This window comes from Aquirufa sp. OSTEICH-129A (assembly GCF_054558355.1).
Map to the genome: position 1 here is coordinate 230127 of NZ_JBPXKC010000004.1, position 14915 is coordinate 245041.

8 protein-coding genes are annotated in these 14915 nt (G+C 40.3%); 1 reads left to right on the top strand and 7 read right to left on the bottom strand.

Annotated features, from left to right (window positions below; translation table 11 throughout):
- Positions 1–457: 457 nt before the first annotated feature.
- Positions 458–880, top strand: a complete 423-nt coding sequence (locus SKC36_RS09590) for a hypothetical protein (RefSeq protein WP_459465720.1) — start codon at positions 458–460, stop codon at positions 878–880.
- A 465-nt stretch (positions 881–1345) separates the two neighbouring features.
- Here SKC36_RS09590 and SKC36_RS09595 read toward each other — a convergent pair whose 3' ends face one another.
- The 7 genes from SKC36_RS09595 to SKC36_RS09625 form a co-directional block, all read right to left on the bottom strand.
- Positions 1346–3769, bottom strand: coding sequence for a bifunctional YncE family protein/alkaline phosphatase family protein (locus tag SKC36_RS09595; RefSeq protein WP_459465721.1), 2424 nt, complete (start codon positions 3767–3769; stop codon positions 1346–1348).
- Positions 3770–3873: 104 nt separating this feature from the next.
- Entirely contained in the window at positions 3874–4530 is a 657-nt protein-coding gene (locus tag SKC36_RS09600) for a hypothetical protein (RefSeq protein ID WP_459465722.1), read from the bottom strand.
- A gap of 102 nt (positions 4531–4632) precedes the next feature.
- Complete coding sequence (locus SKC36_RS09605; RefSeq protein WP_459465723.1) at positions 4633–6804, bottom strand: c-type cytochrome domain-containing protein; 2172 nt, start codon at positions 6802–6804, stop codon at positions 4633–4635.
- Between the two features lie 9 nt (positions 6805–6813).
- Entirely contained in the window at positions 6814–8271 is a 1458-nt protein-coding gene (locus tag SKC36_RS09610) for a DUF1501 domain-containing protein (protein WP_459453807.1), read from the bottom strand.
- A gap of 4 nt (positions 8272–8275) precedes the next feature.
- Positions 8276–10609, bottom strand: a complete 2334-nt coding sequence (locus SKC36_RS09615) for a PSD1 and planctomycete cytochrome C domain-containing protein (protein WP_459465724.1) — start codon at positions 10607–10609, stop codon at positions 8276–8278.
- Entirely contained in the window at positions 10609–12045 is a 1437-nt protein-coding gene (locus SKC36_RS09620) for a DUF1501 domain-containing protein (protein WP_459453805.1), read from the bottom strand. The genes SKC36_RS09615 and SKC36_RS09620 overlap by 1 nt, the downstream gene beginning before the upstream one ends.
- A gap of 32 nt (positions 12046–12077) precedes the next feature.
- Positions 12078–14867: a DUF1549 domain-containing protein gene (locus SKC36_RS09625; RefSeq protein ID WP_459465725.1), complete on the bottom strand. Its 2790-nt coding sequence runs from the start codon at positions 14865–14867 to the stop codon at positions 12078–12080.
- Positions 14868–14915: the final 48 nt, after the last annotated feature.

The window sequence follows — 14915 nt, forward strand, 5'->3', positions numbered from 1 at the left end:
TCAGTCGACTGTGCGCCATTACAAGTTGGATGAGGTGCTCGAAGTTGGCTGAGGCTCTCGAAGCCAACTTGATCCAATATTCGACATTACAAATGTCGAACAGCAGAATATTACTTATCGAATAAAACCTAAAGCAGTCGACTTCGAGAACCTCAGTCGACTGTGAGCCATTACAAGTTGGATGAGGTGCTCGAAGTTGGCTGAGGCTCTCGAAGCCAACTTGATCCAATATTCGACATTACAAATGTCGAACAGCAGAATATTACTTATCGAATAAAACATACAGCAGTCGACTTCGAGAGCCTCAGTCGACTGTGAGCCATTTCAAGTTGGCTGAGGTGCTCGAAGCCAACTTGCACAATCTAGTAATTTCAAGAGCCCTAGCCACCCGGGAGCTGATGTATATCATTTTTAATTCTATCACCTTCTCTTAGTTTTGAAGCAAAGGATTTAGGTTATGGAAAGAAAAACGATCATTTGGTTCAGTAGAATCTCCTTATTTATCATATACTTCTGGTTCGGCGCATTAAAAGTGATAGGCATTTCACCAGCAGAAAAATTAGTAGAACACCTGTATGAAGCAACTTTGCATCAAGCCTTAGAGCTTGAAACATTTTCTTTCTATTTTGGATTCATAGAATGTGCCTTAGGCCTGATTTGGTTATTTCCTGCCATAACTTCTTGGGCTTTTTACGCTTTGGTTTTACACCTTATCACCACTTTCCTCCCAACCATATTTCTTCCAAATGACACGTGGCAATTCATTTTCACCCCTACTTTGATTGGCCAATACATTATTAAAAACTTAGCACTTTTATCTACCGCTTGGTTTATACGTGAGGCACATTCCTTGGAAATAAAAATACAGCAAGAAGCATAGATATTACGCTGGCTTCGAGTACCTCAGCCACCGAATATTTACAAACTTGTTATAAACCTACATCAGTCGACTTCGAGAGCCTTAATCTACTTTGGAGCATTAAAATTGGCTTATCCACAAGAAGTTGGCTGAGGTTCTCGAAGACAACTTTATCTAATATTCAACATTACAAATGTCGAACAGCAGAAATAAAACTACTGCAGTCGACTTCGAGAGCCTCAGTCGACTGTGAGCCATTACATTTTGGCTGAGGTGCTCGAAGTTGGCTGAGGTGCTCGAAGCCAACTTTATCTAATGTTCGACATTACAAATGTCGAACAGCAGAAATATTTACAAGCATAGTAATAATTCACAAGCTTGCAATAAACCTACAGCAGTCGACTTCGAGAGCCTCAGTCGACTGTGAGCCATTACATTTTGGCTGAGGTATTCGAAGTTGGCTGAGGCTCTCAAAGCCAACTTCACTCAATCCTTATCTTCTTCTTTTTTCTTTACCGGAAAAATAAAAGCAGCTCTTTTAGGCCCAGGAAAGGGAATATTTCCTTTTAACCCATGCCAAAGCACTCGATTAAAGGCTACATCATTATTGGCATCTTCCTTGTCAAAATTGAATAATTCGGATTGTCTTTGCCATTCATTTCGAACCACATTTTTTTCCAATAAATTAATTTGAGGAATAATGGCTTTAAACTCAAATGGCTTTGCCACTGAATCAAAACTCCTCCACATAGGCGTTGCCGCGGCATCATATTGAGTCATTGGGGGCAAACCCAAAATCAACTCCATGGTTCTTAACATGGAGCTCGTGGTATACATCGTATGATCTACAAAATTACGTTTCACAAAACCTCCTGCCACATAAGCTGTACTGCGATGGGCATCCACATGGTCAGCTCCATTTTGGGCATCATCTTCCAAAATAAATACTGCTGTTTCATTCCAAATAGGGCTTTTTGCTAAAGTCTCGATCAATTGACCCACCGCTAAATCATTGTCCGCTACATGCGCATAAGGCGTTGGTCTTCCAATCCGTAATCCTTCCGTATGGTCATTTCCCATACGTAAAGAATTAAACTTAGGAACTCTATTTTCCTTAACCATTTGTTCGAATTCCTTCTTCCAAATAGACAAACGCGTCGTATCTTGAATGGATAAATTATAACTAGGAAAAGTAGGGTGAAAATGATTATTCAATACTGGAATATTCGCCTTTCCATTGGACACAAATTCACCATAAGTTCTAAATGAAACTCCATAACGGTTACACTGATCCCAAATATATCCATTCTTATTTTGAGAAACACTTCGCTCCGCTTCTCCATATATTCCGCCTCCACGGCCTCCATAGCTAGTAGGCCAACTTTTCTCCATGTAATCCGTAGCATAAGCTCCCATGGTCCAATGGTGACCATCCGCACTTACTTCGGCATCTACATAAAAATTATCTAACAAAACGAATGATTCTGCAATGGCATGTTGATTTGGTGTATATTTTCTTCCAAAAAGCAGTAAGGTGGTATCTCCATTTCCACCTTTCACATCAGCCAAAACTTGATCATAGGTCCGATTCTCTTTAATGACATAAAACACATACTTAATGGGAGACTTTTGCCCAGCCTTCATGGGAATAGGGAAAGTTGGAGCCTGCTGATCTGCCAAATCGGATTTATCAGGCTGATACGCTGAGTTTCGATAGGCTGCCTTCGTATAAACAGGTAATTCATTTGCTTTGGGACTCGGAATGACACTCATCGATCCTTTAAACATAGAACCAATATATTGTACTTCCTTCGGTGCATTGGAATCTCCAGCGTGCAAATTCACTTCTTCTCCTTTACGAATAGGTCTTGGCCCATAAGGATTAGCCATGGAGGTATTCCCCTTTCCATTAATAACCCAAATTTGATTTTGAATCACTTTAACATTGCTTGGATACCATCCCACAGGAATAAATCCCTTCGCTTGACTCTTTCCCGGATTACTTACATCAAAAACAGCAAGGCAATTATTATCCGCATTAGCTATGTATACATAATTATTTTTTGGATCTATAGCTAAGCCATTTGTGGTGGAGCCTGCAGGAGAATTAGGATATAAAGCTACATCCAAGGTTTCTATTACTTTTTGTGATTTTAAATCAATCACCGAGACACTGTTGTCGTTAGCATTGCAAACCAATAAAGACTTCCCGTTGGGATGAAGGACCATTTCATTTGGATTATCTCCAACCTCTATGGACTTTTTCCATAGATTAGTTTTTAAATCGAATACCAAAACCTGGTTACATCCCCAACATGAAACATACAATTCGTTTTTGGTTGGACTTAACACACACATATAAGCCTCACCATCCATCCCAAATTGTTGAATCACCTGGTTACTTTTCACATCAATGATGTATAAACTCCGATTATCTCTTGTGACAACATATAATCTTTGACGCAGATCATCAAAGGCTAAACCCGATGGGGCTATTCGATTAGGCCAAGCATCTCCTAACTTAATTTCTCCTAACAAGCTCAATTTGCCGGCACCTACTCCTAAGCGAAGTATTTTATTATCATGCCCGCCTGATACAAATAGCTGGGAGTCATCTGAATTAAAGGCCAAACCATACCAAGCCTTTGCCACAATCATAGAATCAACTACTTGCTGCTTGGCAATATCAATAAGGTATACGCTGTGTTTACTTTGCCCATTATTGGAGACTGCAGCCCATTTTTTGGAATGACTAATTACCATATTGAGAGGTAAATCCCCTAATGGAAATGATTTTCCTGCTGGACTTAACTTCCAGCCATTGGGTAAAGAAACGGTTGCACCTAAATGCTGGGCATAAGATAGGTAGGAAAGGCATAATATGCCTAAAAGCAAACAAAGCTTTTTCATAGTTGAAGTGAGGTTTATACGAGCAAGATAAGGTAAGTCCCTAGTAATACCAATAGGTATGTGTAAAGACCTTGTTAAATATGCCTAAATCCCTCTATTTCAAGCTACAAGCTTATCCTTATAAAAGCACCTGTATTCAATTTTTCAGCCTTGAACGGTCCATAATAATCGAAGTTCATTCCGAGGCCATAGGTAAACTTTTGGCGACTTATACCCGCCCGAAATTGATATCCGCTACGGGCATGTATTCCCCCTTCAATCACTTGATTATACAAAACTTGGGCTCTCGTATACAGTCGGGTTTTAGGACTAAGCACAGGTTTGAATTCTGCTAAACTCACAACCTCCATATTTGTGGTTGGTAAAAAACAAATATTGGGGGATACCAAAAGCAACCAGGTTGGATTGGCTTTAAAATATTGTACTCCCAATATGGGTACTAATCCCAATTTAAAATGCCACTGTGCTCCAGCACCGGCCTTAAAATTGCTTCCTAAATCATAATTAATAGAATTTACGACTACAATCTCCGTTTCTTCATTTTTATTATGATAATCCACCGCGCCATTAGTCACGTTGAAAAAGGAGAATTTTCCCTTGGCATCGATGGGTTTATTGAGTATCAACTGGAAGTTCATGCGGTTATTTCCAAACATTACCTCTACAGGAATGGGAGCAGGTGGTGGACCAACTTGCTGAGCAATTAAGGAACTACTTCCCATGAGTAAAATTCCTAAAAATAATAAAAGACCATTTTTCATGGCGACAAATATAAAAAGGAAAAATGGGCAGTGAACTATATTCGGCAAACGAACAAGCATAAAGCGACAAAAACCAGAAATTAGCAGGATGAAATGGAATAACTAATTGAAAAACATCTCGTCAACCAAAAATAAGGCTCGTTTATCTTTTGCGGGATGCCAAGCAGGAATTTTCTCCAGTGGCTTAGCCACTATTTTGATGTATTTAACGTTGGCTGTTTTGAATTTTGTCCCAATCAAAGGAAGGTTATGCGGAAAGTTTTCCTTAGGAATAATGGGTTTAAACTTGGTAATAAGCTTCCATTGGTTCTCCCCACTTGCCCCCCAAACTTCCACCAATTCCGGAGGGAAAATCCCAGTTTGGGTTTCTACCATAATTCTTAATTCCACAGAGGAAAGAGGAATAGCCTGCTTAAACATGGACACTAATACTAAGTCATTATTTCTAACTCCCGCCCAATTATTAGCCCAAGCTGGACTATTGGCATTAAAAGTACCCAATCTACCATCAAAAAATGTTTTGGCACCCGCGGCTTGATGAACTCGGTTGAGTGGAGTCAATAAAACGGCACTATCAGGTTTAAAATGACCACGATAAAAATCAAAAATAGCCTCATCACTACCTTTCCATCCCGGTTTAAAGGCCCTCGCCCGAATAGACGTATTCTGATTCAATCGTAAATTTCCAGCAAATACAGGCGACTGTGCGCTATCTGGTATACTACCATCGGTGGTATATCGGATTTCCACTCCTTTAATCGGATGACCTAGCTGGGCCATGATAAACTCATCAAAAATGGTAGATGGATTTTTTACTTGAGGGGGATTAAGTTTCAATGGATTGCTTCCATCATCTTGGAATCCTCCTATGACTTGAATTCCTTTTACCTGTTTTTGAAGTATTTGAATATCTTCTCGACTCAACCCAGCATCCCAAACATATACCTTCTTTAGGTTAGGGATGGCTTTTAAAGAATTAGCCAAGCCTGCTGCTTTTAACTTAGTTCCGGAAAGGGATAAGACCATTAATTCTTTTAATCCATTCAATTCTTTCAATCCCGCTTCCGTGATATCGGTAAAATTCAGGTTTAACGTATGAAGGTGTTCTAGATCTTTTAAATATGCCAAATCAGAATTCTGTACAGGCATTTTGGCGAGACTTAAGGTAACTACTTGCTCTTTGATCTCTTTAAGCTCCTCTAATTTTTGGGCTTTATATTGAGCCTTATTAAAAAAGTTAACCGATAAAGCTGGCGAATCTTTGGCAAACAACATTATCGTTCGATACTCATTGGAAAGCTTTTGAATAGTCTCTTCATCTGCTTCTGGGAAATCATACACCTCTTCTTTCGGGCCAGCGGAAGCAAGGAGTTTAGCAGAAAATATCCGTAAAGAATCATTGGAGGCTAAATCCACCACTTTTTTAGTAAAGGAGGCTTTTTCCTTAACCCACCAAGTTAATAATTGCAATTCATCATCGCTTAACTGTGGCCTACCGATTGGCGGCATATGTTTTTTGTCGTCTATGGACAAATGGGCACGCTGAATCAATAAACTCAATTCCGGCTTTCCGGCTACCCAAAGTGGTCCTGTTTTACCCCCCTTAGCCATGGACTTCGCATCTGTTAATAAAAGCTCTCCTTTGATTTTATCTGGATTATGACAAGCCACACATTTCTTTTCTAGAATAGGCTGTACTACATCTTGAAATACGACTGCTTCTTCCAAGGGCACTGATTGACTTTTAATCAAAGGCTCTAGGACAAAGTTTCCTCCGTGAGTAAGATTCCCTCCAAAATGGCCCACTAAAACGAGCAGCAAAGCCATACCAATCGAAGTACTCTTGGCTATATTGGCTTGATACCAATTCTTATTTCGAATCCAATATATCAGAGCTGCCAACACATAGGTGCTTACACCCAACCAGCGATGCCAATATAAATCTCCTCCTCCATAGCCAGGCTCTTTGGCAAGGAAAATACCCATAATAACCGTTATTCCAGCACTTAAGGCCCCAACAAGCAGCAGGTATTCTGTCAACTGAAGATAGGTCTTGTTTTCATGTAAGCTAGCTTGAAAACGGAAAAATTCCATGAACATAGCCAGTAATAACAAGACAATGGGGAAATGCAGAAGAAGTGTGTGCAGTCGACCGATTGGTTGCAAATACACCGGGATTTTTAATTCACTTTCGAATACCAGTAAAAAGCCTACAAAGAAAAAAGAGGCTAATAATATCTGTTCAAATATACCGGTAAGCTTACTGTTCTTCATATAAAGCACTTAACTAATGATATCTCGAACCACTTTTCCTGATACATCAGTTAAACGGAACCTACGACCCATATGTTTATAGACTAATTTTTCATGATCTAAGCCCAATTGATTCAATACAGTTGCTTGAAAATCATGTACATGGACTGGATTTTTTTGAACGTTATAGCCCAATTCGTCCGTTTCACCATATACCATACCAGGCTTAATGCCACCGCCGGCCATCCAAATACTGAAACAACGTGGATGGTGATCTCGACCATAATTTTCAATAGTCAATTTACCTTGACTGTAGCAAGTACGGCCAAACTCTCCGCCCCAAATGACTAATGTTTCATCCAACAATCCTCGTTGCTTTAAATCAGTAATTAAGGCTGCAGATGCTTGATCTGTATCTTTCGCCTGACTTTGAATTTCAAAAGGCAGATTTCCATGTTGATCCCAACCTTGGTGATATAACTGTACAAAACGTACCCCATTTTCAGAGAGTTTTCTAGCTAAAAGGCAGTTCGCCGCAAAGGTTCCAGGAACCAAACAGTCTGGACCGTATAATTTGATGATATCATCCGACTCTTTCGACAAATCCATCACCTCAGGAACGGCGGTTTGCATGCGGTAAGCCATTTCATACTGCTTGACTTTGGCAGAAATTTCTGGATCTCCAAACTCTTGGTATGACAAATCATTGAGTTCCGCTAAATGGTCTAGCATCTCTCTTCTTTCTTTGCGACCCATACCTTCTGGATCTCTCAGGTATAAAACAGGATCCTCTCCTTTGCTAAATTGTACTCCTTGGTGAATGGAGTCTAAGAAACCATTGGACCACAATTTTGAATATACCCCTTGCCCATTACCAATGCCACGTGAAAGTAATACAGTAAAGTCAGGTAAATTTTTATTCTCGTTTCCTAAACCATAACTCAACCAGGAACCCATACTAGGACGGTTTCCCTGCTGAGAACCCGTCTGAAAAAAGGTCAAGGCAGGGTCATGGTTGATAGCTTCCGTATACATGGACCGTATGATGCAAATATCATCTACAATCTTAGATGTATAAGGCATAATATCACTTATCCAAGCTCCCGATTGTCCATATTGTTTGAAATTCGTAAAGGAAGGCGCCAAAGGGAAACTTGCCTGATTGGCCGTCATTCCCGTCAAACGCTGCGAACCTCGTACAGAAGCAGGAAGATCTAAACCCATCATATCACAAAGTTTGGGCTTATAATCAAAAGTCTCTAACTGAGAGGGTGCCCCATTTTGAAATAGGTAAATTACCCGTTTTGCTTTCGGGGCAAAATGAGGAATACCGGGTGTAAAATCTGCTCCATCTTGGTCGCCACCATTTAATAAACTAGGGACCAAAAGGGAGCCCAAGGCCACACTTCCTAGCCCTAGACTCATCGTAGATAAGAATCTTCTCCGATTAAAACTTAGCCCGTGCTCTAATATCTCTTTTTCTAACATCAGCTTAGGTTCTAGTAATGGTTTCCTCTAAATTATAAATGGTATTTACCACACGCATTAAGGCCGCTAACAGTTGTCTATCTACTTGATTAGGAATAGGATATTCCCCCACGGCCAATATTTTATTGGCTTGTTTCAAATTGATTTTCTTCAACTCTTTGCTATAATAAGTGGTCAAGATAGTCAATTCCTTATCCGTAGGTTTTCGACAAACAATCAATCGGAATGCTTTTTTGATTTTATCAGGAACCTGATTATTTTCTTGTAAAAGCTTAGCTGCTAAAACTCGTGAAGCTTCCAGCACGGTCGGATCATTCATCATAACCAAAGCCTGTAAAGGGGTATTGGTTTTCAACCTTCTTACCTCACAAACATCGCGATTACTCGCATCAAAAATACTCATGGTGGGAGGAGGAACTGTTCTTTTAATTAAGGTATACATTCCCCGACGGTACAAACTAGCCCCATGGTCTTGAACATACATAGACAATAAACCGCGGCCTGATGTAGCACCCTCCCATAATCCAGGTGGTTGATATGGCTTCACACTAGGTCCACCTACCTGAGGTACTAACAAACCACTGCTAGACAAAACCACATCGCGAATGAATTCAGCATTGATACGTGAACGAGAAGAACGAGACAAATAGATGTTCTCTGGATCTTTGGCTAATTTTTCTGGGCTGAGTTTGGCTGACTGACGATAAGTGGCTGACATCACCATTTGCTTGACTAGGCGTTTGATATTCCAGCCATGCTCCATGAAGTCTACTGCCAACCAATCCAATAAGGCTGGATTAGTAGGTAATTCTCCTTGCATACCAAAATCTCCCGCCGTTTTAACAATACCCTTACCAAAAAACTCCTGCCACATTTGATTCACAAAAACGCGTGATGTTAAAGGATTTTTTCTGTCAAATAACCATTTGGTTAAACCAAGCCTATTCTTAGGCAAATTTTTAGCAAATGGCAAAATAACACTCGGCATGGCTGGTTGAACCACATCGCCAGGGGCATCATAATTTCCCCTTTTTAAAATAGTGCTGACACGTGGGGTATCTAAATCACTCATAACCGACACGATCAATCGCGATGTATCCTGTTTATTGATAAACTTCAAAATCCCTTTGACATCTTCATTACTAATTTCCATCAAAGGCTTTTTGGCATAGGTTTCTGGACCACCTATCACCGACTCTATCCCTACTTCCTTTACATTATTAAAAAAGGCAAATGTCTGGTAATAATCTTTCTGTGTAATGGGGTCATATTTATGGTCATGACAACGAGCACATTCCATGGTCACCCCTAAAAATGCTTTTCCAAATAAATCGCTTCGGTCGGCCACATAACTGACCCGATATTCCTCTTGAATGACGCCCCCTTCTTCCGTAATTTTATGATTACGGTTAAAACCCGTGGCCAATAATTGCTCCTTAGCTTGCGCAGGATTAGAAGTTGGTACTAAATCCCCTGCCAATTGCCACGTAACAAACTGACTGTAAGGAATATTTTTGTTGAGTGCATGAATGACCCAATCTCTCCAAGGCCATTGAGTACGATAGCCATCATCTTGATAACCATGTGAGTCGGCATAGCGCGCTAAGTCCAACCAATACACCGCCATCTTTTCACCATAACTTGGATTTCGCAATAACTCATCCACCATTTTTTCATAGGCCTTGGGTGAATTATCCGCCAAAAAACGATCCATTTGTCTAATGCTTGGAGGTAAGCCATTAAGATCCAACGCGACCCGCTTCAATAAACGCTCTTTGTCGGCTTCCTCATTCGGGCTTAGGTCTTTTTGCTCCATTTTATGAAGCACAAAATAATCAATCTCATTTTTTACCCAGTCCTTCTGATCTACCTCGGGAAGTGCGGGTTTTTTAGGCGCCACAAATGCCCAATGCTTTTCGTATTTAGCACCCTGTTTAATCCATTTTTCTATTAAGTCTATTTCCCTCGCAGAAAGCTTCAGATGCGATGCTTTAGGGGGCATCATTTTGATGGTATCCTCGGTAGTGATACGAAGAAAAACTTCCGATAATTCTGGCTTTCCAGGTACTAAAGCATAAGCATTCGGATGCTCTTTCAATGCCTTAAATACACTAACGGAATCGTCTAGTCGTAAACCGGCTTCTCGTTTGTTGGCATCTGGTCCGTGACAAGCAGAGCATTTATCAGAAAGAATAGGCCGTATATCAAAATTATAACTGACCAATTCGGGTATTGGCTCTTCCTTTACTTGAGAAGCGCTACTTGAAGAGCATGCATCTAAAGTCAGAACAAAACCAAGTGCCAAACAATACGTATAAAAAAGGTAAATTCCTTTCATTAGGCTTTTATCAATAAATCTTTGACTACTTGACCTTTACCATCAGGTGTCGTGTAGAAAGGTCTTTTTTCAATTTCATACTGTGTATCAGGTTTGATTCCCAAAGCATGGTACATTGTTTGGTGAATTCCCGCAATTTTCACTGGATTTTCAATGGTTTTACATGGCCTTTCATCGGCTGTTTTACCATAAACATGTCCACGTTTAATGCCTCCTCCAAACATCAGAATAGAGCAACCATCTGTAAAGTGACGATGCATTCCATAAAACTTCATATCATTCAGAATTTCTGGCTGGTTCACCTGTTCTTTCACGGTTTGATCAGGGCGCCCTTCTACCATCATATCTCTACTGAACTCTGATGCCACAATGACTAAAGTTCTATCTAAATGGCCGGTTTTATCCAAATCTTTGATCAATTGAGATATAGGTCCATCAATTTGTTTTTTCATACCCGCCATGCGCGTATGGCCATTTTCATGGGTGTCAAAACCAAAGAATGGTTCGTATTCAGTGGTCACTGAAATAAAGCGAGCTCCTTGTTCCGTTAATCGACGAGCCAAAAGACATCCTAAACCAAAACGGCCTGTATTGTAAATATCATAGCTTTCTTTGGGTTCAGAGCTTAAATTAAAGGCCTTAGATTCTGGAGAATTCAATAAAATATAAGCCTGCTCCATAGAACGGCGAAGAGATTCTTTTTGATAATCACTGCCAAAATCTCCAAAAGGACTCTTGCTGATTAAATCATTGTATAACTTATTTCTGCTTTCAAAACGCTTCATGTTCATTCCTACAGGAGGGCGAACGCTGTCCAATCCCTGACTTGGATCTGGGATGAAAAATGGACCAAACTCATTTCCTAAAAATCCTGCCGAATGAAAAGCTTTTAATTCTTCTCCTTCACCTACGGTGAATCGCTGGCCAATGTCAATAAACGCCGGAATTACTGGATTTTTAGGGCCTAATTCTTTGGCTATCCAAGCACCCATGTGCGGAGCAGCTACCGTTTGAGGAGGTTCATAACATGTATGCCAATTGTACTGATGGCGCGTGTGTAAGATGTGACCTAAGTCGGCAGCTACATAAGAACGGATTAAGGTTCCTTTGTCCATAACACTTCCTATTCCTTCCAAACCTTCTGAAAAATGAATGCCATCTAGCTTAGTAGGTACTGATTTAAACGTACTTAAAACCCGATTCCCTTCCATACCTTTTTCATAAGGAGTATATCGTTTGGGATCAAAGGTTTCCGTATGAGCCATTCCACCTGCCATCCAAAGTAAGATAACGGTATCTGCCGTAGCGGCTCTTTGGGCAATTGGATTATTAGAACCTGCGAGCAAACTTGCCATAGGCGAGTTCATTCCCATAGCTGCCAAAGTGGCCATGCTCGTATTCTGTAAAAATTCCCTTCTGTTATAATTCGTCTTCATATACAAAAATACACGATATTCTATTTCAAAACTTAGATAATTAATTGAAATTCAGGAAGTAGGGTAATAGCCCAAACAAAATCCTGAACACCTTCTACTGTAGGCTTTTTGCCCAAGTACCTAATAGCCAATTCCATCTCGCGAGGACTCGGATTACGACCCAATGCCTGACGATACAAGGTATTTACCAAAGCGTCACTGGTAGCATATTTAGCAACCCAAATCTTAGCGCCCGTATTTAAGGTATAATTAAATTTAACACCATTCGTCAATTCCAAAGCTTGTAATAAGTTAGCTTGTGAGGTTCTACTGGTAGAAACCGTCTCCCGGTTAGGTCTTCCTAAAGCCGTTAAGAATGGATCGTTTTTAACCAAAGCTGCCCGAGCAAAAGGAATTTCTTTCTTGATATCAGCTGGTAACATTTTTACAGCTAGAGCAGAATCTGAATATAAGGGGAAGAACGATTGACTCACGGCATCAGCAAATTGTTCCGCTGTTAAGCGTCTTTTCGTCATTCCTTTAAAGACATAATTGGAAGCTGTCAACATGGATACCTCTTTGAAGCCAACCGTCGGCAATTGGTAAGTTTTAGACGTCAATATCTGATACATTAAACGCTTCATATCTGAACCATTATTGGCAAAATCATAGGCTAAGTAATCCAACAAATCCTGGCTCCATGGTTCATTATCCATCACATCCACTGGCTCCACAATTCCTCTTCCCATTAATTGAGCCCATACCCGATTCACCAAAGTACGGTATAGGCGGCCATTTTTCTTCTGAACTAAAATATCCGCTAATTGCACTAAACGATCAGCTGTAATCGGGGTTTCTTTAATTTTACCTAAAGAATTATACAAAACACCTCGGCCAGCCATGCGGCCTGTAGGTAAGTCGCACTTATGAATTTCTAAGGTTTGATCCGCAAAAACATTGGCAAAGGCATAAGCATCATCCAATTTCCAATCACTGATAAAACTGTCGTGGCAGGAAGCACATTTTAAATTTAATCCTAAAAATACTTGAGCTACGTTTTGAGCCGCCTGCATCTCGGTACTTTGGCTAGAGTTGATGGTTCCTCTCCATTTAATTCCCTTAATAAACCCTTCAGACTCTTTGTTTGGACTGATTAATTCCTTGACAAATTGCTCATAAGGTTTATTGTTTTTCAATGAACCATAAAGCCATTTGGAGATGGCAAATCGGCCACCCGTGATATAACCGGTTCCTGTATAATCATTCCGCAAAGCATCATTCCAGAAACTAAACCAATGCTGGGCATAAGCAGAATTATCGTTCAGTAAAGATTGAACTAATTGCTCCCTTTTGTTTGGACGCTTATCTGTAATGAAATTTTGGATTGCTTGTGGAGAAGGTAATAAACCTTGAACATCTAGATAAACCCGACGGATGTAGGTAGCATCATCCACTGGTTTTTTCCAAGCAATTTTATTTTTCTTGAAATATTGATCCACGAATAAATCAATGGGCTGCTGAGCCTGGGCATTAGCCGCAGGTAAATTAGGTAAACGAGGCTCCAAGGCAGCTACTCGATACAAACTTTTTTCTGGACCAGTTGGCCAAGGAGCACCTTGTTTAATCCAAAATTCGAGTAAGGCAATGTCTTCCTTGGTTAAACGCTTTCCTTTAGTAGGCATGGCATCATCATGACCTTCCGGCAATTTAACCCGACGAATGATATCACTTTTCTCTGGATAACCAGCTACTAAAATAGGCCCGTTTTCACCCCCTTTAAACAGAAATTCCTTTTTGTCTAAACGAAGTTTTCCTTTGGTTTTGGTGGCATTATGGCAACTATAGCAATTATGGGCTAAGATGGTTCGAACTTTTATGTTCAATTCATCTACTTGATTCGCATTTAAAATTTGTGCTGCTGGACTTACTGTAGCACTTTCTAGTTCTTGAAAAGCAGCAGGAGCAGGTCCAGTAGGTAGGTCATTAGAAACTGATAAATCTGTTTCTTCAGGCAAAGCTAAAGGACGAGTGGTGTTGAGAGAATTAGGCCAAGGAGCGCCCTGCTTAATCCATGTTTCCAATACTTCAATTTCTGCTTTGGTCAGGCGCTTACCCTTGGTAGGCATAGCGTCATCATGACTAGCAGGTAATTTGATGCGATGAATGATATCGCTTTTTTCTGGATGGCCGATAATCAAGGCCTTTCCATTTTCTCCCCCTTTTAAGACGTATTTTAATTCGTCAAGACGAAGTTTTCCTTTTACTTTTTTGGTACCATGACAACTGGTACAATGTTTTGTCAAAATACTTCTAGCCTCTATGGCTAAAGCTTCTTTCTGATCGACGTTGATGTCGCCTTGTAATTTTTTAACATCTATTTTAGGGGCTACCGAAGTAGAATCTTTGGCTATTTCAGGATTCCAAACAGAACTCAAATAATCGTCACCATGGGTTAACATGGCTCCATAATGTCCGGCAAAAGTTACGCCAAACACGGAAAGGATTAACAAGGCCCGATAGGATTTGGTCTCATCCGCTTTAAATGCTAATAAGGCCAAAGCAGCCAACACGAGGGTTGCAATACCCGACCATTGGTGCCAGACTACAGTATTACCTGCATAATCATCTTGATTGGCTAGTATTAAGCCGAAAGTCACTGCCAATAGCGCAGAAATACTTACGACCCAAAGCATCAAATGAATGGCAGGTTTAAATTGATTGGATGATTGCTTCCAAGAAATGGCTTCAAGCAGCAATACTACCCATAATAAACTTAGGGGGAAGTGAACAATCAGCGGGTGTAATCGACCCAAAAAGGTAATAAATTCAGTACTATTTTGCACAGAAATGTTTGTTATAATAGGTTTAAATCTTTGTGTTGCCGAGGCTTG

Excerpts from the sequence above, each read along its gene's own strand:
- SKC36_RS09600 (WP_459465722.1), bottom strand. The coding sequence starts at position 4,530 with ATGAAAAATGGTCTTTTATTATTTTTAGGAATTTTACTCATGGGAAGT.
- SKC36_RS09615 (WP_459465724.1), bottom strand. The coding sequence starts at position 10,609 with ATGAAAGGAATTTACCTTTTTTATACGTATTGTTTGGCACTTGGTTTT.
- SKC36_RS09620 (WP_459453805.1), bottom strand. The coding sequence starts at position 12,045 with ATGAAGACGAATTATAACAGAAGGGAATTTTTACAGAATACGAGCATG.
- SKC36_RS09590 (WP_459465720.1), top strand. The coding sequence starts at position 458 with ATGGAAAGAAAAACGATCATTTGGTTCAGTAGAATCTCCTTATTTATC.
- SKC36_RS09610 (WP_459453807.1), bottom strand. The coding sequence starts at position 8,271 with ATGTTAGAAAAAGAGATATTAGAGCACGGGCTAAGTTTTAATCGGAGA.
- SKC36_RS09595 (WP_459465721.1), bottom strand. The coding sequence starts at position 3,769 with ATGAAAAAGCTTTGTTTGCTTTTAGGCATATTATGCCTTTCCTACCTA.
- SKC36_RS09605 (WP_459465723.1), bottom strand. The coding sequence starts at position 6,804 with ATGAAGAACAGTAAGCTTACCGGTATATTTGAACAGATATTATTAGCC.